At 64.3% G+C, this 24651-nt stretch carries 26 protein-coding genes; 14 read left to right on the top strand and 12 right to left on the bottom strand.

The window, feature by feature from the left end; translation table 11 throughout:
• The first annotated feature begins 108 nt into the window (after positions 1-108).
• From RFA01S_RS09005 to RFA01S_RS08985, 5 genes are read left to right on the top strand one after another with little or no spacing between them, the layout of a single operon-like run.
• Positions 109-1179 (top strand): Rieske 2Fe-2S domain-containing protein, encoded by a 1071-nt coding sequence (locus tag RFA01S_RS09005; RefSeq protein ID WP_032369149.1) that lies wholly within the window; start codon positions 109-111, stop codon positions 1177-1179.
• The gene (locus RFA01S_RS09000; protein ID WP_032391878.1) at positions 1176-1421 is read left to right on the top strand and encodes a hypothetical protein; all 246 of its coding nucleotides are present in this window, start codon (positions 1176-1178) and stop codon (positions 1419-1421) included. The genes RFA01S_RS09005 and RFA01S_RS09000 overlap by 4 nt, the downstream gene beginning before the upstream one ends.
• Positions 1418-2380 carry a PDR/VanB family oxidoreductase gene (locus tag RFA01S_RS08995; protein WP_032391877.1) on the top strand — a complete coding sequence of 321 codons (963 nt, stop codon included), beginning with the start codon at positions 1418-1420 and terminating at the stop codon, positions 2378-2380. Before RFA01S_RS09000 ends, RFA01S_RS08995 begins: the two co-directional genes overlap by 4 nt.
• 58 nt (positions 2381-2438) lie before the next feature.
• Positions 2439-3218, top strand: a complete 780-nt coding sequence (locus tag RFA01S_RS08990; RefSeq protein WP_032386433.1) for an IclR family transcriptional regulator — start codon at positions 2439-2441, stop codon at positions 3216-3218.
• A 49-nt stretch (positions 3219-3267) separates the two neighbouring features.
• The gene (locus RFA01S_RS08985; protein WP_032407232.1) at positions 3268-4800 is read left to right on the top strand and encodes a protein adenylyltransferase SelO; all 1533 of its coding nucleotides are present in this window, start codon (positions 3268-3270) and stop codon (positions 4798-4800) included.
• Between the two features lie 69 nt (positions 4801-4869).
• On the opposite strand, the gene RFA01S_RS08980 is transcribed toward RFA01S_RS08985, so the two are convergent.
• Both RFA01S_RS08980 and RFA01S_RS08975 read right to left on the bottom strand, forming a co-directional pair.
• On the bottom strand, positions 4870-5781 hold the full coding sequence (locus RFA01S_RS08980; RefSeq protein WP_032369153.1) for a manganese catalase: 912 nt from the start codon (positions 5779-5781) through the stop codon (positions 4870-4872).
• A 229-nt stretch (positions 5782-6010) separates the two neighbouring features.
• Positions 6011-6424, bottom strand: a complete 414-nt coding sequence (locus RFA01S_RS08975; protein WP_072692057.1) for a hypothetical protein — start codon at positions 6422-6424, stop codon at positions 6011-6013.
• A gap of 290 nt (positions 6425-6714) precedes the next feature.
• Between RFA01S_RS08975 and RFA01S_RS08970 the strand changes: the two genes are divergently transcribed.
• The 3 genes from RFA01S_RS08970 to RFA01S_RS08960 all read left to right on the top strand — a co-directional run bounded on the left by RFA01S_RS08970 (position 6715) and on the right by RFA01S_RS08960 (position 8688).
• Entirely contained in the window at positions 6715-7545 is an 831-nt protein-coding gene (locus RFA01S_RS08970) for a GAF and ANTAR domain-containing protein (protein ID WP_052060688.1), read from the top strand.
• 132 nt (positions 7546-7677) lie between these two features.
• Complete coding sequence (locus tag RFA01S_RS08965; RefSeq protein WP_052060689.1) at positions 7678-8139, top strand: STAS domain-containing protein; 462 nt, start codon at positions 7678-7680, stop codon at positions 8137-8139.
• Between the two features lie 51 nt (positions 8140-8190).
• Positions 8191-8688, top strand: coding sequence for a DUF6328 family protein (locus RFA01S_RS08960; protein ID WP_032369156.1), 498 nt, complete (start codon positions 8191-8193; stop codon positions 8686-8688).
• An 18-nt stretch (positions 8689-8706) separates the two neighbouring features.
• On the opposite strand, the gene nadE is transcribed toward RFA01S_RS08960, so the two are convergent.
• Both nadE and RFA01S_RS08950 read right to left on the bottom strand, forming a co-directional pair.
• On the bottom strand, positions 8707-9579 hold the full coding sequence (nadE, locus tag RFA01S_RS08955) for an NAD(+) synthase (RefSeq protein ID WP_032407234.1): 873 nt from the start codon (positions 9577-9579) through the stop codon (positions 8707-8709).
• A 52-nt stretch (positions 9580-9631) separates the two neighbouring features.
• The gene (locus RFA01S_RS08950; RefSeq protein ID WP_032407235.1) at positions 9632-10141 is read right to left on the bottom strand and encodes a CinA family protein; all 510 of its coding nucleotides are present in this window, start codon (positions 10139-10141) and stop codon (positions 9632-9634) included.
• A gap of 287 nt (positions 10142-10428) precedes the next feature.
• On the opposite strand from RFA01S_RS08950, the gene RFA01S_RS08945 reads away from it, so the two are divergent.
• A complete protein-coding gene (locus RFA01S_RS08945; RefSeq protein ID WP_048317425.1) occupies positions 10429-10713 on the top strand; it encodes a DUF3263 domain-containing protein in 285 nt (94 codons plus the stop codon).
• A gap of 11 nt (positions 10714-10724) precedes the next feature.
• Here RFA01S_RS08945 and katG read toward each other — a convergent pair whose 3' ends face one another.
• The 4 genes from katG to RFA01S_RS08925 form a co-directional block, all read right to left on the bottom strand.
• Positions 10725-12950 (bottom strand): catalase/peroxidase HPI, encoded by a 2226-nt coding sequence (gene katG / locus RFA01S_RS08940; RefSeq protein ID WP_032407236.1) that lies wholly within the window; start codon positions 12948-12950, stop codon positions 10725-10727.
• Entirely contained in the window at positions 12947-13420 is a 474-nt protein-coding gene (locus tag RFA01S_RS08935) for a Fur family transcriptional regulator (protein ID WP_045842162.1), read from the bottom strand. Before RFA01S_RS08935 ends, katG begins: the two co-directional genes overlap by 4 nt.
• A gap of 106 nt (positions 13421-13526) precedes the next feature.
• On the bottom strand, positions 13527-14666 hold the full coding sequence (locus RFA01S_RS08930; protein ID WP_072692056.1) for a carboxylate-amine ligase: 1140 nt from the start codon (positions 14664-14666) through the stop codon (positions 13527-13529).
• An 82-nt stretch (positions 14667-14748) separates the two neighbouring features.
• Positions 14749-15228, bottom strand: coding sequence for an STAS domain-containing protein (locus RFA01S_RS08925; protein WP_052060691.1), 480 nt, complete (start codon positions 15226-15228; stop codon positions 14749-14751).
• 549 nt (positions 15229-15777) lie between these two features.
• Between RFA01S_RS08925 and RFA01S_RS08920 the strand changes: the two genes are divergently transcribed.
• The gene (locus RFA01S_RS08920) at positions 15778-17013 is read left to right on the top strand and encodes a glycosyltransferase (protein WP_162182885.1); all 1236 of its coding nucleotides are present in this window, start codon (positions 15778-15780) and stop codon (positions 17011-17013) included.
• Positions 17014-17026: 13 nt separating this feature from the next.
• Here the strand turns inward: RFA01S_RS08920 and RFA01S_RS08915 are convergent, their stop codons facing one another.
• A complete protein-coding gene (locus RFA01S_RS08915; RefSeq protein ID WP_255283972.1) occupies positions 17027-17728 on the bottom strand; it encodes a GAF and ANTAR domain-containing protein in 702 nt (233 codons plus the stop codon).
• Between the two features lie 123 nt (positions 17729-17851).
• Between RFA01S_RS08915 and RFA01S_RS27710 the strand changes: the two genes are divergently transcribed.
• The gene (locus RFA01S_RS27710) at positions 17852-18001 is read left to right on the top strand and encodes a hypothetical protein (protein WP_167328339.1); all 150 of its coding nucleotides are present in this window, start codon (positions 17852-17854) and stop codon (positions 17999-18001) included.
• A gap of 1 nt (position 18002) precedes the next feature.
• On the opposite strand, the gene RFA01S_RS08910 is transcribed toward RFA01S_RS27710, so the two are convergent.
• Positions 18003-18428, bottom strand: coding sequence for a nitroreductase/quinone reductase family protein (locus RFA01S_RS08910; RefSeq protein ID WP_032407238.1), 426 nt, complete (start codon positions 18426-18428; stop codon positions 18003-18005).
• Between the two features lie 60 nt (positions 18429-18488).
• Entirely contained in the window at positions 18489-19163 is a 675-nt protein-coding gene (locus RFA01S_RS08905; protein WP_032369161.1) for a GntR family transcriptional regulator, read from the bottom strand.
• A gap of 99 nt (positions 19164-19262) precedes the next feature.
• Here RFA01S_RS08905 and RFA01S_RS08900 point away from each other — a divergent pair, with 99 nt between their 5' ends.
• Both RFA01S_RS08900 and RFA01S_RS08895 read left to right on the top strand, forming a co-directional pair.
• Positions 19263-20267, top strand: a complete 1005-nt coding sequence (locus RFA01S_RS08900; protein WP_032407239.1) for a 1-aminocyclopropane-1-carboxylate deaminase — start codon at positions 19263-19265, stop codon at positions 20265-20267.
• A gap of 108 nt (positions 20268-20375) precedes the next feature.
• Positions 20376-21365: an Lrp/AsnC family transcriptional regulator gene (locus RFA01S_RS08895; protein WP_032407240.1), complete on the top strand. Its 990-nt coding sequence runs from the start codon at positions 20376-20378 to the stop codon at positions 21363-21365.
• A gap of 27 nt (positions 21366-21392) precedes the next feature.
• On the opposite strand, the gene RFA01S_RS08890 is transcribed toward RFA01S_RS08895, so the two are convergent.
• Positions 21393-22967: an AbgT family transporter gene (locus tag RFA01S_RS08890; RefSeq protein ID WP_027495699.1), complete on the bottom strand. Its 1575-nt coding sequence runs from the start codon at positions 22965-22967 to the stop codon at positions 21393-21395.
• Positions 22968-23218: 251 nt separating this feature from the next.
• Between RFA01S_RS08890 and RFA01S_RS08885 the strand changes: the two genes are divergently transcribed.
• Complete coding sequence (locus tag RFA01S_RS08885; protein WP_032391866.1) at positions 23219-24643, top strand: amidase; 1425 nt, start codon at positions 23219-23221, stop codon at positions 24641-24643.
• Positions 24644-24651 lie beyond the last annotated feature (8 nt).

Genomic DNA, 24651 nt, shown 5'->3' with positions numbered 1-24651 from the left:
ATCCGGAAGTCCGCTCGCACCGGCGGGGTCGCGTGCCACACACTCGATGTGACGAGCGCTGACGAGACGTCAAGCGACCGAACGACTTCTACGTGTTCAGGAGAATCGATGACGACAATTGTCCGTAACCAGTGGTATGTCGCCGCGTACAGCAGAGAAGTGGGCCGAGAGCTGTTCTCGCGCACCATTTGCAGCGAGCCCATTCTGTTGTGGCGCACCGAGTCCGGGGCTGTGACCGCAATGAGCGATCGTTGTGTGCACCGGCGGTACCCACTCTCCGCGGCCCCCAGCCACCTCGATGGCGACACCGTGGTCTGCGGGTACCACGGATTCACGTACGGCAGTGACGGCGGCTGCGTCTCCGTTCCCGGACAGAAGCGGGTGCCGAGGACGGCCAGGCTCACCACCTATCAGGTGCACGAGCAGGATTCGTTCGTCTGGGTGTGGATTGCCGACCCGGACGATCCGATCGACGGCGACATCACTCGTATTCCCCGCGCCCCGTGGATGGACTCCCCGGACTACACCGTGGTGAGCGGAATGGAGCCGATCTCGTGCAACTATCGGTTGCTCGTCGACAACCTCATGGACCTTTCGCACGAGACCTACCTGCACGGCGGTTACATCGGCACTCCCGAAGTCGCCGACACACCGATCACCACCGAGATCGACGATGATCGCAACGTCATCTACGTCTCGCGGCACATGGACGACGCCGAATGCCCGCCGTTCTACTCGACGTCCACCGGCATCGACACGCGCATCTCGCGTTGGCAGGACATCGAATACACGCCCCCGTGCCTGTACCTACTGCACAGCCGCATCGCTCCGCTCGGATCACCGCTGCCCGCGGACGACGGCTCCGACACCCACGCGTTCCACAGCGAGATCGTGTACGCGATCACTCCGGAAACCGAGACCTCGACACACGACTTCTGGGCTGTTGCTCGCGATTTCGCGATCGACGACAACGAAGTGTCCCAGTTTCTGGCCGAGAACAATCGCACAGTGGTCATGCAGGACGTGGTGGCGCTGAACATTCTTCAGCAAGCATTGGACACCGAAAAGGCCGGCTACCAGGAACTGTCGATCAACATCGATGCTGGCGGCCTCGGTGCGCGTCGGCTTCTGAGCAAGCTCCTCGAGGGCTCGCGAGCAGGTGCCGAGGTGGTGTCGTGACACCGGAACCGAATCGAATGCTGCAGGGTCCCAACGTGCTGCGCGTGGTGTGGGTTCCGGGTACCGACCGGCTGCGCGGCGTCTGCCATTGTGGCTCGTCCCGGCTCGAGGAGGATCCGGCACTGCTGTGGGAGTGGTTGCTCGCGCACCCCATCGGGCACTTCTCGACGGTCGACCCCGTCCATACCGAGTTGCCCTCGGTGCGAGGCGAACTCGTGAGTCACGTGGGGAGAGCCGAGTGACGCGAAACCTCCCCGAGTGCAACCTGGATCTGATCGTCTCGGACAAGTGCAGCGGCGCGGATGGCGTTGCCCTGCTGCAGTTGCGCAAGCCGGACGGCACAGACCTACCGAGCTGGACGCCGGGAGCTCATATCGATCTGGAGTTGACTTCCGACATCACGCGCCAGTACTCGCTGTGCGGAAGCCCGGCCGACCGCGGCACCTGGCGCATCGGTGTCCTGAAAGAACCGGCATCCCGCGGTGGTTCGCTCCATGTCCACGACACCCTTGCCGTCGGCGACACCGTCCGTGTCCGTGGACCGCGCAATCACTTCGAGTTGACCGAATCCGAGAACTATCTGTTCATCGCCGGCGGTATCGGAATCACACCCATCATCACGATGGTGGCCGAGGCCGAGCGGCGTGGGGCCGGGTGGTCGCTGGCGTACGGCGGCCGGTCCCGCGACAGTATGGCGTTCGTCGACGAGCTCGTTTCCCGCTACCCCGGCAACACGACCGTGGTCCCGCAGGACGAAAAAGGACTGCTCGATCTCGACGATCTGCTCGGGACTGCGCGCGTCGGCACGGCCGTCTACTGCTGCGGACCGGGGCCTTTGTTGGACGCCGTGACCGAACGGGCGGGGCACTGGCCCGAAGGAAGCGTGCACCTCGAGCGGTTCCGTTCCGACACACTCGATCGGCCGACACCCGATGCGTCGTTCGAAGTCGAACTCTCCGTGAGCGGACGAACCGTCACCGTGCATCCGGACGAATCGGTGCTCGACGCCGTGACGAACTCGGGAGTGCAGGTGCTCTCGTCGTGTAGAGAGGGAACGTGCGGAACCTGCGAAACAGCCGTTCTCGCCGGCACCGTCGACCATCGGGACACACTGTTGACCGAGGAGGAACGCGGTGCCAACGACACCATGATGATCTGTGTGTCCCGGTCGACGGGCTCCCGGCTCGTTCTCGAACTGTAGAGCTCGTTGTACGACATTCCACACGAATCGAAGCCCGACGAATCGAAGAAAGCACTCCATGACGGCCGAGGGCCCCGCTCGCACCGGTCCGGTGGCCGTACGCGCGCTGACACTGCTGGAGGCGTTCACGCCAGAGCATCCGACGTTGACGTTGAGCGAGCTCGCTCGACGATCGGGGTTCCCGCTCTCCACCACGCACCGGCTCGCGCTCGATCTCGTCGGGTGGGGAGCGATCGAGCGCGATGACCGGTCGGGCAGATTCCACATCGGTCTGCGACTGTGGGAGATCGCGTCACTCGCACCGCGGGGCCTGGTCCTCAGGGAAAGCGCGTTACCGGTCATGGAAGATCTCGCCCACGTCACCCAGGAGAACGTGCAGCTAGGAGTACGCGATGGTCACGAGGTCGTGTTCGTCGAGAGAATTCGCAGCCGCGACTCGGTGGCCCTGCGCACGCGCGTCGGCGGCCGTTTCGCGTTGCCGCCCACCGGAGTCGGTCTGGCGCTGCTGGCCCACGCGCCCGCCCACGTTCAGGAGGAGGTGTGCTCGGCACCGTTGACCAGATTCACCGAGCACACCATCTGCGATCCGGACATCCTGCGGCGCACGCTGGCCGATATTCGGAGAACCGGTGTCGCCGTCAGCGACAGACAGATCACCTCGGACGCCGTATCGGTCGCCGCACCGATCTTCGACCGCACTCGCACGATCCGCGCGGCCGTCTCGGTCGTCGTCGACGCCGATACCGCAGCCCCGTACATGCTCGCCCCGTTGCTGCGGGCCGCCGCCCTGAGTATCGAACGCGCACTGTCCCCGCCCGACATATCCGCGCGCTCGTAATGCGCGGAGCACGGTCGGTGATTACCCGATCTCGTGGTACCCCTGGAGTATGAGTGAATTCGCGACGGGACCGGTAGCTGCGTCCGACAACCCGCCTTCATCGGTCCCATCGTCATGGGGACTGGAGTCGACGTTGGTGGACGACGTTCCCGGCTTCACGGTGCCGTGGCAGGGCGCACCTGCACCGGATCCGCGGGTGCTGATCCTCAACGAGAACCTCGCCAGGTCACTGGGGCTCGACCCGTCGATGCTGCGCTCCGAGCAGGGCGCAGGCGTGTTGTCCGGGGCTCTCGCACCGGCCGATTCGACCCCCTCGGCGATGGCGTACGCCGGTCATCAGTTCGGCGGATTCGTGCCGTTGCTGGGCGACGGTCGAGCACTACTTGTGGGCGAGCTGCACGACGAACACGGCCGACGAGTCGATCTGCATCTCAAGGGCTCCGGTGCCACGCCGTTCTCCCGCGGCGGAGACGGGCGCGCGGTGGTGAGTGCGATGCTGCGCGAGTACCTGATCAGCGAGGCCATGCACGCTCTGCACATCCCGACCACTCGGTCGTTGGCCGTCGTCACGACGGGTGAGCAGGTGGTTCGAGAGGCAGGTCCGCAGCCCGGCGCAGTGCTGGCTCGGGTTGCCTCGAGCCACCTGCGCGTAGGTACCTTCGAGTTCGCGGCCCGCCGCGAGGGCCTCGCACACAGCCTGGCCGACTACGCCATCGCGCGTCATTATCCCGAGCTTGCCGAACTCCCGGCAGAGGGCGCGGAGAGTCGATACCTCGCATTCTTCGAGGCCGTCGTCGACAAGCAAGCGCAGTTGGTGGCGCAGTGGATGTCCGTCGGCTTCGTGCACGGCGTCATGAACACCGACAACACGACGATCTCCGGTGAGACGATCGACTACGGGCCGTGCGCGTTCATCGACGCCTACGATCCTGCAACGGTCTTCAGCTCGATCGATCACGGCGGCCGCTACGCGTACGGCAACCAACCCGCCGTCCTGGGTTGGAACCTGGCACGATTCGGCGAAACACTACTGCCGCTGGTCGATTCGGTTCCGGACCGCGCCATCAGCGCGCTGACGACGGTGTTGGACTCCTACGGTGATCGCTACCGACAGCACTACAAGAACCTGATGGCCGCCAAGCTCGGCCTCGATGCGATCGAACCGGACGGCAGTCTCCTCGACGAACTGCACGTGCTTCTGCGGGATCATCGTGCCGACTGGACCCTGACCTTCCGCGCGTTGGCGGAAAATCTGCGGGGCAACGACGTAGATTTTGCGTCACTCGTACCGCACGAGGCAGCTGCACCGTGGCTCGAACGATGGCGCGCAGCGGTGCTCGAGCGGGGCCACGACCTCCGGTCCGTCTCGGACGCCATGGACCGAGTGAACCCCGCGTACATTCCTCGAAACCACATGGTCGACGCGGCGCTGGCAGCAGCGACCGAGGGCGACCTCGCGCCCTTCGACCGCTTGTTGTCGGTCGTGACGAATCCGTTCGACGGTCGGGACGAGCTGTCGCAGTACGCCGGACCCGCGCCCGTCGACTTCAGCGCAGGGTTCCGAACGTTCTGCGGGACGTAGTCAGCTGACCGCAGCAGTTGCGACGCGATATTCGCGTCGCAACTGCTGTGCGGCACAGGGAGTTCGGGCCTACTTCTCGTCGGGATCCAGGGCGTCCTTGATCTTCCCCATGACGCCCTTCTCGGTACCCAGTGCGGCCGACGCGGGATCTCCCTTGGCCCCGTCGTACGTCGCGTACAACTTCGGATCGGGTGCAGGCGCGGATGCCTTCCCGCCCAGAGGCTGCGGATCGGCGAGGAACCCCATCTGCCGTTTGCCGTCGGGCGCAAGCCGATTCGCCCAGCCACCGGTCGAGGAGAACTCACCGTCCGAGAGGTGCCACAGATCGGTTGCGTGCTCGGATGCCTCCTCGTCGAGAAGTGCACTCGGTGCTACGACGTCCTCGAGTCCGTCGGCTTGCAGCTCTTCGATGGCAGCGAGCCACAGGTTCTGATGGTGCGTATCGCGAGCGAGATTGAACTGCAGCATGGCCTTGACGCCCGGGTCGTCGGTCATGTTGTACAGACGCGCGGTCTGCAGCCGCCCCTGCGCCTCGGCGGCAACGTTCGCACGAAAATCTGCGAGCAGGTTGCCACTGGCGATGATGTACCGACCGTTCCACGGATAGCCGTTGGAATCCGCCGGGAGCGCACCGCCGCCGGACACGATCGCCTGCTGCGGGTCCATGCCGCCCATCACTGCCGCTACCACGGGATCGGTAGCAGCGGCTTTGGTCGACTCGGTGGCCGGTGCACCTTCGAGCAGACGAGCGACCATGGTGGCCAGCATCTCCACGTGACCCATTTCTTCGGTCGCGATGTCCATGATCAGGTCCTTGTACTTGCCCTCCATGCGACAGTTCCAGCCTTGGAACAGATACTGCATGGTCACGGTCATCTCGCCGAATGCACCACCGATGAGCTCCTGAAGCTTGTGTGCGTACACAGGATCCGGCTTCTCGGGCTTGGCATCGAATTGTAGGTAGTCGGTGTGTCGGAACATAGGGATTCCAGTTCGGGTCGAAGTTCGAGCAGGTGACTCGATCCGGCTACCCGCCGAAATTCCCAGCAAACACTCTGCACTGCAAGGGTTTAGAACTCGATACACAGGTCGGGACCGCGACTTCTCCGCGCCTCGACGACGGACACCGGCGGAACATCCGGGTACACACGGCTTTCCGCAGCACCGTCCGCACGAGGGCCGCGGTGCTATCGACCTACAGGTAAGTCCCCTACAGGTAAGTCCCCTGCAGTGCGTCCACTGCAGCGACTCGAGGTCGCGAAGGCGTCGTCGCCGCGCCGACGACCCGACCGAGCGAGCCGGCACGCTCGACGTGCACACGTTCGCTGAGCCGTCGCACATTACGGTCGGCAGCGGAGGTGGCCAGGACGACGGTGAGGCGATACCCACGGCACAACAGCCGATGGGCCGCGTCGACGATGTACTTGGTTGCGGCATCACCGATCTCGGTGACACCGACCAGGTCGACCACCACCGGTCGGTCGGCGAGCACGGACCCCGCCAGGCAGTCTGCCAACAGGCGGGTATTGCCGGGGATCTCGAGTGCGCCCTGCACCGAGACGACGATGGGGCCGTCGTCTCCGCGGTCGACGGACATCGAAAACGACGAGGATTCGGGAATCATGGGCATTGACCTCCACAGATCGAAGACTGTGGCAGGGGAAGATCGTGGTTCGTACCGCAGTCGATTCTGCGGGCGTGGTCTCCACCCAATCACTTTGTAGGATACCCCGACTCGGGCCTGGATGCGACCACCCCTGCGTTCAGCGGGCCCGTTGGCGTGCGCTCGGGACAGGTGCGAATGCACCCGCGAGGCTCTGTATATTATGACCCCGTTCGGTCGAGTCGGGGCCGGGAGTTGACGAGTGGCTGCCTGCTGTCCATGCGGGGGCCCGACCGAAACGAGCCCACCAGATGAGTGACTTTTCAATCGAAGACGACCGTCTTCACGACGCACCGGACGCCTCGGGTTCGGCGTTCGCCCGGATCGGGCAATACATCCAAGCGTTGCGCCGAATCAAGGGGAAGATACTGACCGGTGCCGACGTCGATGCCGTTCTTCAAGCCGTGTGCTCCGAGGTCGCAGCCGTGGTTCCCGACGCGGATCTCGTCGGCATCACCATGCTCGACGACACCGGCCGACCGCGAACCGTGGCGTCCACCGACCCCGCTGTGCACGACATCGATTCCGACCAGTATCGCGCTGGTCAAGGCCCCTGCCTGCACGCCATCCGCAGCGGACGTATGGTTCGCGCACAGGCGCACGAGGCAGTAGCTCGCTGGCCTCGCTTCGCTGCCGCAGTGGCCGATCTGGGCGTCCACAGCTATTTGTCGGCCCCGCTGACGCCCGACGAGAACCGCCACGGGTCGCTGAACATCTACGGGACGAGTGCCGACGGCTTCGACCCACTCGACGAGGTCTCGTTGGCCCTGCTCGCCACCTCGATCGAGACCGTCATCGCGATCACCGAGCGCGCCCGGTCGGCCGAACGAGAAATCACCGGCCTGCGGACAGCGATGAAAACGAGAGCTGACATCGACCAGGCGAAAGGAATCATCATGGCGATGCGCGGAATCTCCGCCGACGACGCGTTCGCCCTGCTGTCCGAGCAGTCGCAGAACAGAAACATCAAGGTCAGCGAGATTGCGTCGGCGATGATCGAGTCGGTTGCCGAACATTCGAACTCTCGAACCGGCCTGCACGAAGAAACGAACAGTGGGTATGATTCGGACAGCGTGGTGTAGCCCCTGCCCGCAGTCGACAGCGCCGCTCGCACCGGGTTCGCCTCAATTCTGCAATCCTTGCCGGTCTCGGTTATGCCGCAGTGCGCTGTTCGACGAACATGCCACTGCACAGGGTAAGGACGGTGACCCCCTATGAAACACAACGAGTTGCTCGGGCTCGGCATCGCCGGCGAACACCATGACAACGCAATTGTTCTGCGGGTCAACGGAGAAGTGGATCTCGCGACCGCGTCCGATCTCGCCCACCACATCGAACAAGCGGTCACGGCAGCGCCTGCAGCCGTGATCGTCGATCTGTCGGGGGTGTCCTTCTTGGCCTCCGTCGGCATGAGCGTGCTCATCGCAGCTCGCCGAAAGGCATGCTGCTCAACCTCGTTGGTGGTGGTCGCATCCGGGCCGACCACGGGGCGGCCGATGCATCTGGTCGGACTCGATGCTGCGATTCCGATTTTCACCGATATCGATTCGGCCCTCGAGTCCGTCGGTTCGTCGCTGAGGAAGTCCGTAACCGGGGCATCGGGCTCGTCCGAGTCCGGTGCCGGGTGTCCAGAGTGTGCGACCGGCACGTCGACCGCGGATGTACACACTGCGTGAACCGGTCCGATTTCCACCGCCTACCCGTCGAGATCGCACTAGTCTTGGTCGATGACGACGGGTGACGAGGACGAGGACCACCGTGCGTGGAACGACAAAGCGCGCAACGAAACTCCCACTCAGCAGTTGGATCGCAATTGGTCGTCGTTGCTACAGGAACTCCGTGTCGTACAGACCGGTGTACAACTTCTGACCGGGTTCTTGTTGACCCTGCCGTTCCAGGCCCGCTTCGACGGGCTGTCCACGGCCGGCCACGTGGTCTATCTGATGACGGTGTCGGCGTCGATGCTTGCGACGATCCTGTTGGTAGCTCCCGTCAGCATGCACCGACTCCTGTTCCGGCAGCGTGCAATAGGGGTCATAGTGCGCGTCGGCAACATACTCGCCATCAGCGGTCTCGCCATGTTGGGAGTGACACTGGTGGGTGCTGCCGCCCTGACGTTCGAGATAGTGCTCGGTGTGCGCGCCGCAGCCCCCGCGGCCGCTGTCGTGGCGTCGACGGCCGTCGCGTTCTGGTTCCTACTGCCCCGGATCCACCGCCGTCGATAAAGTCTCGTCGACGGTGCCTCAGGGCCGGCAGTCGACGGCCGTGCGCCACCACCGATCGTCCGGCCCCACCGGCATGGCGCGCTTGTGCCGGGTCTTGTCGAACCAGCGCTCGATGGTGTCCACCGCATCGTCGTCGACGGGTCCGCCCTGCAGGTATGCGTCGATCTGTGCGTAGGTGACGCCGAGTGCTTGTTCGTCCGGGAGCGCGGGACGGTCGTCCTCGAGGTCGGCTGTCGGCACTTTGCGCCACGTCGATTCCGGTGCGTTCAGGTGCCGCAAGAGCTGCGCACCTTGGCTTTTGGTGAGACCGCTCAGCGGAGTGACGTCCGCGCCTCCGTCACCGTATTTGGTGAAGAAGCCCGTCACCGCCTCGGCCGCGTGATCGGTACCCACCACCAGAAGATTCTCCTGGCCGGCGATCGTGTACTGCGCGATCATGCGTTCGCGCGCCTTGATGTTGCCCCGTACGAAGTCCGCGATACGCGGAGTATCCAGCGCCGAGGCGGCCGAGCGCGCCGAGGCTGCCGAGCGCGCCGAGGCGTCGACGGCGTCGCGGATATCGACAGTGACCGTCCGGTCCGGCTCGATGAAGTCGAGTGCGACGACGGCGTCGGCTTCGTCCGCCTGAGTTCCGTACGGCAGACGCACCGCGACGAATGTGGCCTGGTTACCGAGTTCCGCGGCCTCGCGAACGGCCAGCCGAGCGAGCTTTCCGGCCAGGGTGCTGTCCTGTCCCCCGCTGATGCCGAGCACGAAACCCGCTGTGCCACTGACCCTCAGATAATCGGCGAGGAAACCGACCCGGCGGCGGATTTCCGCGTCGGGGTCGATCGACGGCCGAACGCCCAGCTCGTGCTGAATACGGCTTCGGACACTGGAATCGGTACTCATACTGCGCTCCGATCTCGTTGACGAACAGTTGTCTGCACTCCCCCGGCGTCAGCTACCCGTGGGCTCGTTTCCGCGCGTGGCGCAGCAGGGTATCGAGGGAAAACGCCATGGTCCGGGCCAGAACTTCTTCCGGTTCACCGTCGAAGTGCTTGCATTCGGTGCTCACGTCGCCACGGTCGTACACCGCTGCCCACACCGTCCCCGGTGGTTGGTCTTCCTGGCTCTGCGGCCCGGCTTCGCCGGTGACGGCGATCGTCAGATGTGCGCCGACCAGCGACGCCGTCGATCGAGCCATCGCCGTCGCGGCCTGTTCGCTGACGACCGGGCCGTCGGGGACCTCGAGCAGAGTGTGCTTCACGCTCTCGTGGTACGCGACGATTCCGCCGCGGTACCACTGCCCCGAGGACGGTGCCTTGCCGAGCATGGCCGCGAGATTTCCGGCGGTCAGCGATTCGGCGGTGCCAATCGCGATGTCGTACGTCTGTGCCAGGTCGGCAATCTTCCTACATACCGAGGAGGCGTCGGCCTCGGTCGGTAGACGCTGTTCTGCATCGGTGTCCATCACACACTCTCCGTACCTGATTCGTCGAAGGTGTTCGCCGGATTGTTTCAGCGACTGGTTCTGTGGGCGCGGGGCCGGAGGCTGCAGGGGTTGAACCTCCGGCCCCTGGCTCGACCGCACGGCCCGGGCGCGTACGCCGAGCCGTGTATCGAATTCCACGCACGACGGCAGTCCAAACACGGGGCTTACGACCGATATTCGGGTCCTTATCGCAGATACCGGACCCTTGGCACGTGTTCGCGAGCAGTGCTAATTTCGGATCGACAGTCAGTTCCAGGAGGTGTGTTATGCCGAATCGACGTACTTCTGCGGGGGCAGAGCGACCGGTAGCGTTCTACTCCGACACAGACCGCGCCATGATCGACTTCGCCCTGAGATGGGTCAATCACGGAGGCGGACCGGACGACGAAATCCGGTCCGCCTTCGCGATGTCGACTCAGGACTACTACCGCACCGTGTTGGAGATCCTCGACCGCGACCCCGGCAGCGTGTTCGGCGAGTTCGGCCTCAGCCCTGTCATGGTGACGCGAATCAAAGCCATTGCCAGAAGGCGCATCTGGCTCACCCGGTGATCGGCTCCGCGCTACCGGATGTCGAATCGATCGTTGTCTGTCAGCTTCGCCCACGCGGCCACGAAGTCGTCGACGAACTTGCCACCGTTGTCGGCCTGGGCGTACACCTCGGACAGCGCTCGCAGTTGTGAATGGGACCCGAACACCAGGTCGATCGATGTCGCTGTCCACTTCTGGCTGCCGGAGCCACGATCCGTGCCGACGTAGGTGCCGTCCTCACTCGTCGTCCACTCGGTGTCGGAGTCGAGAAGATTGACGAAGAAATCGTTGCTCAGAACTCCGGGGCGATCGGTGAACACTCCATGGCTCGAACCACCGTGGTTGGCCCCCAAGGCTCGAAGACCGCCGAGAAGAACCGTCATCTCGGGCGCAGTCAGATTCAGCATGTAGGCGCGATCGAGGAACAACACCTGCTCGGGAGTGCTCTCCCCTGCAGCCATGTAGTTGCGGAACCCGTCGGCTCGTGGCTCGAGTACCGAGAACGATTCGACGTCGGTCTGCTCCTGCGTCGCGTCGGTGCGACCCGGCCGGAACGGGACGGTCACCTCGTAACCGGCGTCGCGTGCGGCCTTCTCGACGGCCGCATTGCCGGCCAGCACGATGACGTCGGCGAGCGAGACCTTCTTGTCACCGGCCGCCGAGCCCTCGAACTTTTCGCGTATACCGTCCAAGATTGCGAGCACCTCGCGGAGGACCTCGGGTTCGTTTGCCTCCCAACTCTTCTGTGGCTCGAGCCGAACCCGAGCGCCGTTGGCACCGCCGCGGTAATCGGTGACTCGGAAGCTGCTGACCGACGACCACGCGACACCGATGAGCTGAGCGATCGTCAAGCCCGAGTCGAGGATCGCCGACTTCAACGCAGATGCGTCCGCCTCGTCGATCAGGTCACCGTGCGGCGATGGAACCGGGTCCTGCCACAGCTGAGGTTCGGGAACCCACGGCCCGAGGTACCGGGACACCGGTCCCATATCGCGGTGCAGCAACTTGTACCACGCCTTGGCGAACGCGAGCGAGAGCTCCCCGGGGTGATCCAACCACCTCCGAGTGATCCTCTCGTACGCCGGATCTGCCCGCATTGAGATGTCGGTGACGAGCATCGTGGGGGCACGGCCCGGACCGCCGAACGGATCGGGAATCGTGCCCGCACCGGCACCGTCCTTGGCAGTGAACTGCCACGCGCCGGCGGGGCTCTTCGTGAGCTCCCACTCGTATCCGTAGAGATTCTTCAGGTAGCCGTTACCCCACTGCGTCGGAGTCTCCGTCCAGACCACCTCGAGCCCGCTGGTGATCTGGTCCTCGGCCTTGCCCTTGCCGTAACCGCTCTTCCAGCCGAGGCCCTGCTGTTCGATGGGGGCACCCTCGGGTTCCGGCCCGATCTTGTCGGCCGGTCCGGCTCCGTGTGTCTTACCGAAGCTGTGTCCACCGACGATGAGTGCCGCCGTCTCCTCGTCGTTCATCGCCATCCGCGCGAAGGTTTCCCGGATGTCGTGGGCCGCGGCCACCGGATCCGGCTCTCCCTCGGGGCCTTCGGGATTGACGTAGATCAAGCCCATGGTGGTGGCACCGAGGGGCTTGGAGAGCTCCCGTTCGCCGGAGTATCGCTTGTCGGTGCCCAGCCACTGATCCTCGGGACCCCAGAAGACCTCTTCCGGTTCCCAGATGTCCTCCCGACCGAAGCCGAATCCGAACGTCTCGAACCCCATGGACTCGAGCGCCGCGTTACCGGCGAACACCAGCAGATCAGCCCACGAAATCTTGTTGCCGTACTTCTGCTTGACCGGCCACAGCAACCGACGCGCCTTGTCCAGGTTGGCGTTGTCCGGCCAACTGTTCAGTGGCGCAAAGCGTTGCGCGCCCTGACCCCCACCGCCTCGTCCGTCGAACGTGCGGTAGGTGCCGGCGGCGTGCCAGCTCATACGAATGAAGAGTCCGCCGTAGTGGCCGTAGTCGGCCGGCCACCAATCTTTCGAAGTGGTCATCACCGAGATGACGTCGGCTTTGAGCTCGTCCACGTCGAGCTTCTCGAATTCCGCTTTGTAGTCGAGCTTTTCGCCGAACGGGTTCGATTTGGAGGTATGCGCATGCAGGATGGACAGGTCCATCTGCTCCGGCCACCAGTCCTTGTTCGTCAGCGGTGCGTGCGCCTTGGGCTTCGGCGACTCGATGACCGGATTCTCGCTCTCGCTGGTGCTGGCGGTCTCGGTGGCGGAGTGGGGTGGGCGTGCGTCGGAGGTCACGAATTGTCCTTTCCGATGGGCATTGTGGATGGACGATCGCGGGCTGCGATCGATCGGTCGGATGCACAACTGGGGCACGTTCCCCAGTAGGTCACCTCGGCCTCGTCGAGGACGAAACCGTGATCTCGGGCGGGTCGTGCACACGGTGGCTCACCGGTGGCGCAGTCGGCGTCGACGATGAAACCACAGGAACGGCAGACGATGTGGTGATGATTGTCTGCCACCCTGGTTTCGTAACGTGCGGAGTGACCCGCGAGGCGGATACGACGAACCAAACCCGATGCAGTCAACGCATCGAGCACGTCGTACACGGCCTGCTTCGAGACCGTGGGCAGGGTGGCGCGCGCCAGTCGCAAGATGGTGTCGGTATCGGAATGCGGTTGTGCATCAACGATATCGAGAACCAACTCTCGGGGACGCGTCACCCTCAGTCCGGCGTCACGAAGCATGCTGGCGGAAGTGCTTGCCATGGCTTTCACGATAACCACCTTCGGTCGCATCGTCGATCGTTTCCTGGAATCGGTCGATTGTCGCGGCGCGGGCACGGCCGCCTACAGACGAGGCCGGCCACCGCGATCAACCCGCGTCCTGTGCCACCGGCGAGTTCCACTCAGCAGTAGTGAAACGGGCTGCGTGAGCAGCGACGGCGGCAGCGTCTGCATTGCGCGAGAAGATCCGGCGTTGGCGTTGCGCGCCGTTCCCGAGGTGCGTCAAACGTTCGAGAGAAGTCTGCACGCAGCGGAGGTCGCCTGTGCTGGTCAGCGCCGGTTCCACGTAGCGGACGAGCGATCGGAGCAGACTCGATGCCGACACCGGTCTCCCGGTGCTCGGATCCACTGCGACGCCGGTCAATCCATCCATGCGGGCACGGTGGTATGCCGCTGCGAGGTGATTGCCGGCCACGACGAGTGCCGGCTCGCCGCGGTCGATGGACCGAAGGGCCGTGACGACGAGACCGCGGACCAGTGCAGCGGACAACACCACCTCCTCGGCGACGGCAGGTACGTCGCCGACCCGCACCTCGACCGTCGGCTGGTGGGAGCTGGGCCGTACATCCCAGTAGAGCGATGCTTCGTCGAGAATCATCCCGGTCTCGATCATCGAGCCGACCAGGTCGTCGTACTCCGCCGTCGAACTCAGGTGAGGGGGCGGACCAGCCGTCGGCCACCTGCCCCACACCGTCGAACGCCAACTCGAGTGCCGAGTGTCGACGCCGTCGTGTATAGCGCTGTTGCACGTCAACGCCAGAAGTGTCGGGAGCCAGGGCCGCACGACATTGCATACCCCGATCGCCGTCTCCTTGTCCGGCACCTCGACATGAATGTGACCCCCACACGTGGCAACGCTCTCTGCCAGTGCGCCGTAGGTCTCGGCAAGACGCCGATAGCGGGAGCCGTCCGAGATGGGCAGGCGGCCACGATCAGCAGGCGCAACCGGCGAGACACCCGCCGCCAGTAAGTGGGCACCCTGCGCCAGGGCCACCGCCGACAGCGTGGCGCGGGTGGAGATCACGTTCTCCCGCAATTCGCGAAGACACTGCAGCGGAGGCGAATTGGCCTCCACCTGCACCTCGGTCAGCTCCGAGACGGCATCGATTCCCGCAGCTCGGGCATGCGCAACGACACCGGGGCCGACCGCCACCGGACGCAGCATGTCGATGTCGGCGAGAAAGAACTCCTCCTCCACTCCAACGGTGGGGACTGCCTCTGCACTCATCGGGCGCTGTCGCCCGGGTGATCGCCGACCCCCACCGCGAGATACACCGCGGCGACGATCGTGCACGGTGCGGAACTGCCGGTCACGCCGACCGCGCATGCGTCTCGCCTGTGCAGGAATTCGAAACCTGTTCGGATCTCGCCGGTTTCACCGCACTTCGAACGGCGTCCGCGACGCTGCGGACGCACTCCGTACCGAGGTGAGCGCCACTCGGATCGAGTTGTCGCTGCAGCTCGGGTGTACAGGCGACGATCGCGCGACACCGGTGCGCAGCGAGCCGAGAGGCAGCTGCCGAGAGGACGGGAACCACTGCGGGGTCGACGAATTCGACATCGAGCAGATCCACGACCAGCGACCGCCCGCACACGATGGCCTCCGACACGCATTCGCCTATGACCGGAATTGCCGATCTGTCGATCGACCCGATGATGCGGATGACGACCGGTCCGCCGACGAGTTCGTCCACGGACAGCGCGAATGCGCCGTCCTCGGGATTGTCCGGCCCACAGAACGACAATCGAATCGATTCCGGATCACTGTGCACCGACCGTAGAAACACCATTGCCCACCTCCACCGGCTCGCGACCGGAGACTGTCGGCTGCCTCTGACACCAGTTCTCGAGAAAACGAATCTCGGACCATCAGGTGTCGAAGAGCGCGGTCGGGCACATCTCGCAGTCGCTACTTCCTGACTACGGGGCTTCTCCTCAACCGCGTGGAAACAGTGTATACACAAATGCGCCTGGCGAAACACGCTACGCTGCTGCGATTGTCGGCGGTTGACGGTTGAACCGACCGCAATCCAGTGCCCGGAAGCCGTACCGAACACGCTCCCCGCTTCGGCCGCAAGGGACGTCGGTTCGGCCCGTTGTGAGCGTTCCAGCGATGGCAACTCCCTCGTGTGAGGTTTCGCAACGCGGCTGCACGTAATAGGGTGGTGTTCGACGCCCAGTTGCGATGACCGTTCTGGCCGCGTCTCGAGCACGCTGACTCCAAAATCGGGTCGGCATATCCCACACCCTTCACCGGTGCCGGGCTATGCGCCCGAAAGGGGCCGTGCGAACCCATCAGGGATCGAATCGATATGCACGTTGCGCTTGTCTCCGAACACGTGAGTCCGATAAATGATGCGGCCGGCATCGAGGCAGAACAATCGGCTGCCCAGCTCGATCGGCTGGCCTCGTCGCTGGCCCGCGCCGGCACCCGAGTCGATGTGTACACCAGGAAGCAGAACCCGGATCACGAGGACGAGCTGCTCACCCCCGACGGTTACCGGGTGGTCAACCTGTCTGCGGGGCCTGCTGTCCCGATGACCGAAGAGGAATCGATTCCTCACACGAGCGCGTTCGCCTCCGCGCTCCGCGATCACTTGCTCCGAACGAAACCCGATGTAGCACATGCACATTCATGGGTGTCGGGGCTGGCAACCATACTGGCCGCCGGCGCGACGGGCGTCCCCACGGTGATGTCGTTCCACGGTCTCGCCGCGACCGACCGATCCGGGCCCCCGACGGCCGGCACCGATTCGGTGGTTCCCCGGGCGGCTATGGAGAAGAAGATCGCTCGATCGGCGAGCCGCATCATCGCGTCATGTCCCGACGAGGCCGACATGTTGACGCGGATGGGCGTCGCCAGAGCCAAGGTGTCCATCGTCCCGACCGGGGTGGATCTGAGTGACTTCGATCCATCCGGACCGACCGCACCACGCAGCGGTGCCGCGTGTCGGGTGGCGACCGTCGGGTCGGATGCCGAGGTATCGACGATCATCGAACTGCTCGGAAAACTCGACGACACCGAATTGGTCGTTGTCGGCGGCGAGCCACGCGAATCCAGCGGCGTGGCGCAGCTACGCACGGTCGCCGCAGCACACGGCATGGCCGGGCGCACGGTGTTCACCGGCCCGGTCCGCCATCGCCACATGTCGTCGCTGTTGAGGTCGGCCGACGTGTTCGTCTGCCTGTCCCCGACCGAATCGGCAGGGATCGCCACCCTCGAAGCCATGGCGTGCGGACTTCCCGTCGTCGCATACGGAGTGGGCTACGCCGGAGAGTTGGTGATCGACGGGGTCACCGGCCGCTCGATCAGGCCGGGCGACCGTCGTCGCTTGGCACGAGAGCTGGCCCTGCTGCTACGCAACGAGTCCAGGCGTTTCGAGCTGGGAGTGTCCGGCTCCGACCGTGCGCAATCTCGCTTCTCGTGGGACCGCATCGCCGAGGACACTTCACGCGTCTACGAGGCAACCGCACAGACCGGGTCGACAGTGAACGCCGGGTCGACCCAGCAAGCCGGCTCGACTCACGACCATCCGGTGCCGCCGACTGCACCCTCTCGTCGGCACACGGTGTGAACAGCCGGCGAGCCTATCTGGACGAGCGTTCCTTGTTCGATTCGGAACCGAGGTCGACGAGTTCTGCGGCCAAGGTGGCCACCGGGACGTTCTGGGTTTGCGACAGCCGTGAAATCAAGTCGAACGCCTGTACCGCATCGATTCCGTACCGCTCCATCAACATGCCCTTGGCTTGGCCGATGATGTCCCGTGAAGCCAAGCCGGACTTGAATTGCTCGGTCTTGTTCGCTGCATACAACGCCACCGCAGCGTGGGTTGCGAGCACGCGACCGAGTTCCTCGTCCTCGTCGCTGAGCGCATCACTGGTCAGTGCGAACAGATTGAGCGCCCCGATGGTGTCCTCGTTGGTGTAAAGGCGGAAGGACAGGCTGCTGAGAACCCCTGCTCCCACCGCCTCCGGACCGAAACGTGGCCAGCGGGAATCGGAGCGGAAGTCGTTGCACCGCACGAACAGCTCGCTTCGTGCGGCATCGATGCACGGCCCCTCGTCGAGGCGTTCCTGCATTGCGTCCAGGCGCACCGGCAGCTCACTGGTCGCGGCGTGCGACTGGTACTTCTTCGGCCCCGCCACCACGAGAATGTCGGCGCAATCGACCGCGGGTATCAGAGATCGGGCGCTCTCCGTCACGCCCCGCAGAGTCTCGTCGAGACTGGACGGTGCGAAAAATGACCTCGTCGCTTCGGCAATCGCCTGTGTGAGGTCGCGAGCTGTCATCGATCGATCGGGTCCCATACCTGACGATGCTAGTCAACAGGAATCGACCGCTCGACGGTTGAGTCCACCGGAAGCGGGGCATGCAGAGCGCAGCAACCAACCGACCGACGATCAGGAGTGCTCATGACCATGCCGACCGATGCAGGTGCAGAGATCCCATCCGAAGGCAGCAACGACGGTCCGCGCGAAGAATCTCCCGACGAGGCTGCAGTCGGTGCTCACGTCGACGAAGAGAACGTCCCACACCCGCCCGAGGACGACACGCAGAACTGATTCACTGGGCGGTCGGGGTCAGACGGAAGATCGGAAACCGCCTGCCCTCGGCCGTTTCCGTGTATTTCGCGAATCCGTCCGATGCGTCGAGGAATTTCTGCCACTGCCGGTCCCACTCGGATTCCGGAATCTCGTCGGCGTCGACGGCAACGGTGCGAATGCCTCCGTCCCCGGGTGTCTCGATGTCGATGGCCGGATGGGCTCGCAGATTGTGCACCCACGCTGGATCTTTCGGTGACCCGGCAGCCGAGCCGACCACCAACCAGCTCTCTCCCTCCGGAATCGCCATGAGCGGGTTGAGCCGCACCGCACCGCTCTTGGCACCGATCGTGTGTAGAACGACGAGCGAATCACCGAAGCCGGCCGTGGACACGTGGCCATTGTTGCTTCGGAACTCGTCGATGATGATCTCGTTGAAGTCGGCCATGGGCCGATTATGCCGCCGATGCGGCGCGGCCACTCCGCTTTTCGCCGGCGTTCGACGGTGTCAGTTTCCCGGTATTCCGTCCTCGTGATCGACGAGCAGCGACAACGACTCCCAATTCTCCTGCACGGCAGCGGCCGCACCGTCCGCGTCACCCTCACTGCACAGCGTGATGATTCGTTCGTGTTGGGCTATCGAATCGCGGCCCACCAGCGAGGCGAATCGTAGTCGTTCGAGTCGGCGCAGGGTCGGCGTCACCTGCTCGAGAACCGTGACCACGACCTGATTCTGACTCGCTTCGACGGCCACTGCGTGGAATGCGTCGTCGCCGGCCAGCGCGAGGTCCACATCGCCTCGGGTGAATGCGGCGGCGAAATCCTTGTTGGCGCGACGCATCGCGGCGATGTCGCGCTTGTTCATCAGCGGTACAGCCGTCCGGACCGCGAGTGCATGCATCGATGCCGCGACCGCCTGCGCGTCCAACACCGCCTTGCGTTCGATGGTCGACACGATGGTCGAACGCCCGGGCTGGGTGTGTACGAGGCCCGCCAGTTCCAGCCTGGCCATGGCGTCGCGAATAGGTGTCCGCGACACCCCGAGCCACTGCTCGAGTTCGGCATCCCGCAGCCGCTCGCCGGGCGCGAAGGTGCCGTCGACGATGGCGTCGCGAATCGAGACGTAGGCGTTGTCGCGCAGCAGGGAGCGCTTGTGTTTTCCGAGCTCGACGGGGACCGGCATGCAAAATATCGTAGCCCACCGCTTTCGCTGGCGAGGTGTCCCACGTACAGTATGCGATATATTGCATCCTGCATGACACACCGATCAAAGGAGAACCACGTGGCGATCGCGGACTTCGAGCGTTATCCCCTCACCTTCGGCCCGAGCCCGATTCACCCGATGAAACGACTGAGCGCGCACCTCGGCGGGGCCAAGATCTGGGCCAAGCGAGAAGACGTCAACGCAGGATTGGCCTACGGCGGCAACAAGACCCGCAAGCTCGAATACATCGTTCCCGACGCACTCGCGCAGGGTGCCGACACATTGGTCTCGATCGGTGGCGTGCAGTCCAACCACACGCGACAGGTGGCTGCGGTCGCGGCAAAGCTCGGACTCAAAGCCGTTCTGGTGCAGGAGAAGTGGGTCGATTGGCCGGATTCGGTCAACGACAAGGTGGGCAATATCCTGCTCTCCCGCATCATGGGTGCAGATGTCCGCCTCGATCCGTCGGGCTTCGGAATCGAATTCAAGGACAGCTGGCAGAAGGCCATCGAGGACGTCGAGCGAGCGGGCGGCAAGCCCTACGCCATTCCCGCGGGCGGCTCCGACCACAAGCTCGGCGGACTCGGCTTCGCCAACTGGGCGTACGAAGTACAGAAGCAAGAAGAGGAGCTCGGCATCTTCTTCGACACGATCGTGGTGTGCAGCGTGACCGGGTCGACGCATGCCGGCATGATCGCCGGGTTCGCCGGGCAGGATCGGCCGCGTCGAGTGATCGGCATCGATGCATCCGCCAAAATCGCTCAGACCCGCGACCAGGTGGCCCGAATCGCCCGTAACACAGCAGAACTCATCGAACTGGGTCGCGATCTTCGCGACGACGAGATCACCGTCCTCGAAGGCTGGGCCGGCGACTACTACGGAATACCCGTCGACTCCACGATCGAGGCAATCAAGCTCACCGGCCGTCTCGAAGGCGTGATCATCGACCCGGTGTACGAGGGCAAGTCCATGGCCGGACTGATCGATCTGGTTCAGCAGGGCGATATCGGCAAGGACTCCACCGTTCTCTACGCGCACCTGGGTGGTCAGCCCGCCCTCAACGCGTACAGCGGAATCTTCTGAGCTGGACTTCGCGGTACCGGTGCCCGAGGATCGACAGGTGATCCTCGGGCACCGAACCTGTTTCTGCACCGGCCGACCCGATTCGGCACGACGAGCGAAGGTGTACGCATGAGGCAGCGCTCCGACGAATTGGACTCGCTGAGTTGCCGAATCACGGCGGCGCTGCAGTTCAATCCCCGGGCGTCCTGGGTCAGCATCGCCGAGGCGCTCGGTGAACCCGAACGCACCGTCACCCGACGCGGCAAGGAACTACTCGATTCCGGGGACGTGCGCGTGGTCGGCGTCATCGGCGCGACGGGCGCGGTCGTTCTGCGAGCTCGATGTCACGTCGGTATGGCACGTGCCGTGGCAGTCGGGTTGGCGCGCCGCGACGACACGATGTTCGTGTACGCCACGTCGGGGCACGAGGAATGCGTCGCCGAAGTCCTGGTCGACGATGCCCATCTGGCGGATCTGATGCTCGACGACCTACCCGGCATCACCGGGATCAGACGCATTCGGGTCGATCCCATCACGCGGGTCTATCGCTCGGTCCGCGAGTGGCGGCCGGCGATTCTCAATTCGCACCAGATCGCGGCCCTGACGCCTCCCGTACACGAGGGCTTCCAACCGGACGGCCGTGTGGGACCGGAGATCTCGACCCTGCACCGCAGCATTCTGCGCGTCCTGGCCGAGGATGCCCGGACGCCCACCTCGGACATCGCGCGCGTCGTCGGCGCTACCGAGAACACTGTCCGACGCCACATGGACACTCTGGAACAGACCAACAAATCCCGACTGCGGGTGGTCGTCGAGCCGGCGTTGCTGGGGTATTCGGCGGAAGCCCTTGCCTGGGTCAAGGTTTCGCCTCGACACCACGAAGCACTGGTCGAGCTACTGCTCGCACATTCCGAGGTTCGGTACGCGGTGGCCCTCGCGGGCTCGGACAGTCTGCTCGTCAACCTCGCGTGCCCGGACCGAATGGCGTTGCATCGCATGACAACTGCCTCGGACTGGGCCACCCTGGCCGACGCGATCTCGGTGGTGTCGATTCTGCGGGCCACCAAGCGCAGCGGCAACCGTCTGCTGGCCGCGGACTCCGCGTCGTACCTGTATTGATCCGGTACGACGCGGCAGTCACTGCGGTCAACGGATCGGTGCGCCGGGGCCGAGCGGGATGCCGAGCATGTACCAGACTGCGAACAACGCCGCCCACACGATCAGCATGCCCAGCGCGACAGGGATGGTGAACGAGGCGAGGGTACCGATGCCTGCATTCTTCTTGTAGCGCTGGATGAGTCCGAGGGTGAGCACGAAGTAGGCCGACATCGGGGTCATCGCGTTGGTGCAGGAATCGGCGATTCGGTAGACGGCCTGGGTGGTTTCGGGGTTGACGTCGATGTACATGAGCATCGGCACGAGAACCGGGGCCAGCATCGACCACATGGCCGAACCACTGGTGACGAGCAGGTTCATCACCGAGATCAGCACCAGCATCATGGCGAACACCACGAGGGGGTGTAATCCCCCGGCTTTCAGCAGTTCCGCGCCCTCGACCGCAACGACGTTGCCGATGCCGGTCCACTTGAAGTAGGCGAGGAACTGCGAAATCGCGAAGAACAGCACCAGGATCGGAGCAAGGGTCTTGATGCCGACGGCCATCGATTCCGGAATCTCACGGAGCTGCCGAAGACTGCCGGTGGTGCGTCCGTACACCCATCCGACCAGGACGAAGGCGATCGCGATGAAGAACGCGATGTTCTGCAGCACGATCGACTGCACGAACCCGCCGTCCTCACCACGCAGCGGCGACGAGGGAGGAAGCAGGGCGGCGACGACGACGGCCACGTACACCGCCAAAGCTGCTCCGGCGCGGCGCATTCCCTTCTTCTCGATCGGCTCGAGATCGAGTGCCAGCTTTTCTGCGCCGTCCTCGACGCCCTCGTCGGCATCGAGATTCATGTGCTTGGCCATCACCAACTCCACCACCAGGGTGATGAAGATCGAAATCACCAGTGACGACGCGAGACTGAAGAAGTAGTTGTCCACCGGGGTCACGCTGTAATCGGCATCGACGATCTGAGCGGCGGAGGTCGTCAACGACGACATGATGGCATCGCTGGGTGTGATCAACGGTGACGCGTTGTAGCCACCGGCGATGGCGACGAACGCCACCATCATGCCCAGTACAGGACTTCGGCCCGCTGCCTTGAACGCCATTGCCGCCAGCGGAAGGACGACGATGAATGCCGCGTCGAACATGACGTGAGACATGGTCCCGGCGAAGGCAACCGAGAACGTCACCCACTTGGCGGGCAGCTTCACGATGGTGGCGCGCAGCAGCGTGGTGAGCACACCGGAATGCTCGGCGACGGACACACCGAGGATGACGGTCACGATGATGGGGAGCGGCGCGAACCCCGCGAAGTTGTCCAGTGCCGTTCCGAAGATCATGGCTACGCCGTCACTGCTGAGCAGGCTGCGAACCATCGACACCTCACCGGTGCTGGGTAGCACCACCCCGGTGCCCAGTGCGGCGAGGATCGCGCTGACCACTGCCAGCACTGCGGCCAGAAGCCAGAACAACAGGAAGGGGTGCGGCAGTTTGTTGCCGACGCGTTCGATGCTGGACACAAGACGGAACAGTGTCTTCAGTCCCCAGGGCATTCGTGCTTCGGGCGCATCCGCAGTTGCCGGTGGACCGTCGATCTGACTGGACATGATTGACTCTCTTTCGCATACCGTCGGATTGCGACCGAGCCCCGGGCTCGGATGTCCTGCTCACTCAAGTCGGTTCACGTTGCCGATATGTTGCATGTGTGAAATTTTCGGCCGTCTGAGCGAAACCGCCAATCCAACGGCGAAAACGCTCAATGGACGACGATAGCCCGGTGGGCTCCGCGCGGTGGTGCAGTCTTGAAACAGGCTTCCGACAACAACTCCGGCCGATCCGGATCGAAGCGAGGAGTTTCATGACCGGCGACATTCAGTCACTGTCCCTGCGCGCGCTCGCGGCACACATCCGCGATCGCGAGATCTCGGCCCGCGAGGCGCTCGAGTCGCATCTGGCTCGCATCGACGACTTCAACCCTGTCGTCAACGCGATCGTGACCTTCGACATCGATGGGGCGACCGAACGTGCGAGTGCAGCAGACCGCGCAACGGTGTCCGGCGAGGCACTGCCCGTTCTGCACGGCGTCCCGATGACGCACAAGGACAATCACCTGACCGCCGGTCTGCGCACGACTTTCGGCTCGCCCATTCTGGCCGACAACATCCCCACCGAGGACTCGGGCATCATCGCCCGCCTCAAGCGCGCAGGTGTCAACACCACGGGCAAATCCAACGTTCCCGAATTCGCGGCAGGCTCACACACTTTCAATCCGCTGTTCGGTACCACCACCAATCCGTACGATCCGACTCGCAGTGCCGGCGGCAGCAGTGGCGGTGCCGCCGCCGCCATCGCCGCCGGGATACAACCGGCGGGCGACGGGTCGGACATGGGCGGGTCGCTGCGCACTCCGGGATCGTTCTGCAACCTCGTCGGATACCGGCCGTCGTTGGGCCGAATTCCGATGCTGCCCGCCAAGAACCCGTGGGCCTGGATCGCTCGGCAGGGCGTGCTCGCGCACGACATCGAGGACGTGCGCTTTCTGATGCGCGCACTCGCCGGTCCGGATTCGTCCAGCCCTCGTGGTCTCCCGCTCGACGACTCGTACCGCTCGGAGGAGGCCGGCTCGCTGCGTGGGCTGAAAGTAGCGTGGACAACGGATTTCGGTCTCGGCGTACCCGTCGACCGTGAGGTGATCGACGTCCTGAGCCGCCAACTGCACGTGTTCGAGCAACTCGGTGCCAGTGTGGACGTCGATTGCCCGGACCTGTCCGACGCGGACGAGGTGTTCCAGACGACGCGTGCCTTCGACTTCGCCACCGCCTACGGGCACCTGTTGGACGAACACCGGCATCGCATGAAGAGCGCCGTGCAGTGGAACGTCGACAAGGGAATGGCGCTCACGACACGAGACATGATCTCCGCCAACACCGCTCGCAAGAACCTCGATACCGCAGTGCGACAGTTCTTCTCGCGATACGACGTGTTGATCGCGCCTGCCGTTCAGGTACTTCCGTTCCCCGCGGACGAGGAGTACCCCGCCGTCGTCGACGGCACGCCGATGAACAATTACCTCGACTGGATGCGGGCCGCTTCGCTGATCTCGGCGACAGGCCTACCGTCGCTGTCGATGCCCGGCGGCTTCAGCTCATCCGGCCTTCCGGTTGGATTGCAGATTGTCACCGCCGATCGCGCCGATCACCTGCTGCTCCGGGTAGCGCATGCATTCGAAGCCGAGACGGCATTCCACCGTCGTGCGCCCGAATCGGCGGCCGCCACCGTCTGACAGATCCG

The sequence above is a fragment of the Rhodococcoides fascians NBRC 12155 = LMG 3623 genome, assembly GCF_001894785.1.
In the GTDB taxonomy this organism is placed as follows: Bacteria; Actinomycetota; Actinomycetes; order Mycobacteriales; family Mycobacteriaceae; genus Rhodococcoides; species Rhodococcoides fascians.
The sequence above is the reverse complement of the archived record's forward strand: the minus strand, read 5'-3'. Positions and strand labels throughout refer to the sequence as shown.

Coding starts and splice junctions, on each gene's coding strand:
- RFA01S_RS08925 (WP_052060691.1), bottom strand. CDS start 15,228: ATGGTGTTTCTACGGTCGGTGCACAGTGATCCGGAATCGATTCGATTG.
- RFA01S_RS08895 (WP_032407240.1), top strand. CDS start 20,376: ATGAGGCAGCGCTCCGACGAATTGGACTCGCTGAGTTGCCGAATCACG.
- RFA01S_RS08945 (WP_048317425.1), top strand. CDS start 10,429: ATGCCGAATCGACGTACTTCTGCGGGGGCAGAGCGACCGGTAGCGTTC.
- RFA01S_RS08890 (WP_027495699.1), bottom strand. CDS start 22,967: ATGTCCAGTCAGATCGACGGTCCACCGGCAACTGCGGATGCGCCCGAA.
- RFA01S_RS08910 (WP_032407238.1), bottom strand. CDS start 18,428: ATGGCCGACTTCAACGAGATCATCATCGACGAGTTCCGAAGCAACAAT.
- RFA01S_RS08905 (WP_032369161.1), bottom strand. CDS start 19,163: ATGCCGGTCCCCGTCGAGCTCGGAAAACACAAGCGCTCCCTGCTGCGC.
- nadE (WP_032407234.1), bottom strand. CDS start 9,579: ATGAGTACCGATTCCAGTGTCCGAAGCCGTATTCAGCACGAGCTGGGC.
- RFA01S_RS08975 (WP_072692057.1), bottom strand. CDS start 6,424: ATGATTCCCGAATCCTCGTCGTTTTCGATGTCCGTCGACCGCGGAGAC.
- RFA01S_RS08930 (WP_072692056.1), bottom strand. CDS start 14,666: ATGAGTGCAGAGGCAGTCCCCACCGTTGGAGTGGAGGAGGAGTTCTTT.
- RFA01S_RS08885 (WP_032391866.1), top strand. CDS start 23,219: ATGACCGGCGACATTCAGTCACTGTCCCTGCGCGCGCTCGCGGCACAC.
- RFA01S_RS08935 (WP_045842162.1), bottom strand. CDS start 13,420: ATGGCAAGCACTTCCGCCAGCATGCTTCGTGACGCCGGACTGAGGGTG.
- RFA01S_RS09005 (WP_032369149.1), top strand. CDS start 109: ATGACGACAATTGTCCGTAACCAGTGGTATGTCGCCGCGTACAGCAGA.
- RFA01S_RS08960 (WP_032369156.1), top strand. CDS start 8,191: ATGACGACGGGTGACGAGGACGAGGACCACCGTGCGTGGAACGACAAA.
- RFA01S_RS08980 (WP_032369153.1), bottom strand. CDS start 5,781: ATGTTCCGACACACCGACTACCTACAATTCGATGCCAAGCCCGAGAAG.
- RFA01S_RS27710 (WP_167328339.1), top strand. CDS start 17,852: ATGACCATGCCGACCGATGCAGGTGCAGAGATCCCATCCGAAGGCAGC.
- RFA01S_RS08915 (WP_255283972.1), bottom strand. CDS start 17,728: ATGACAGCTCGCGACCTCACACAGGCGATTGCCGAAGCGACGAGGTCA.
- RFA01S_RS08970 (WP_052060688.1), top strand. CDS start 6,715: ATGAGTGACTTTTCAATCGAAGACGACCGTCTTCACGACGCACCGGAC.
- RFA01S_RS08985 (WP_032407232.1), top strand. CDS start 3,268: ATGAGTGAATTCGCGACGGGACCGGTAGCTGCGTCCGACAACCCGCCT.
- RFA01S_RS08965 (WP_052060689.1), top strand. CDS start 7,678: ATGAAACACAACGAGTTGCTCGGGCTCGGCATCGCCGGCGAACACCAT.
- RFA01S_RS08950 (WP_032407235.1), bottom strand. CDS start 10,141: ATGGACACCGATGCAGAACAGCGTCTACCGACCGAGGCCGACGCCTCC.
- RFA01S_RS08990 (WP_032386433.1), top strand. CDS start 2,439: ATGACGGCCGAGGGCCCCGCTCGCACCGGTCCGGTGGCCGTACGCGCG.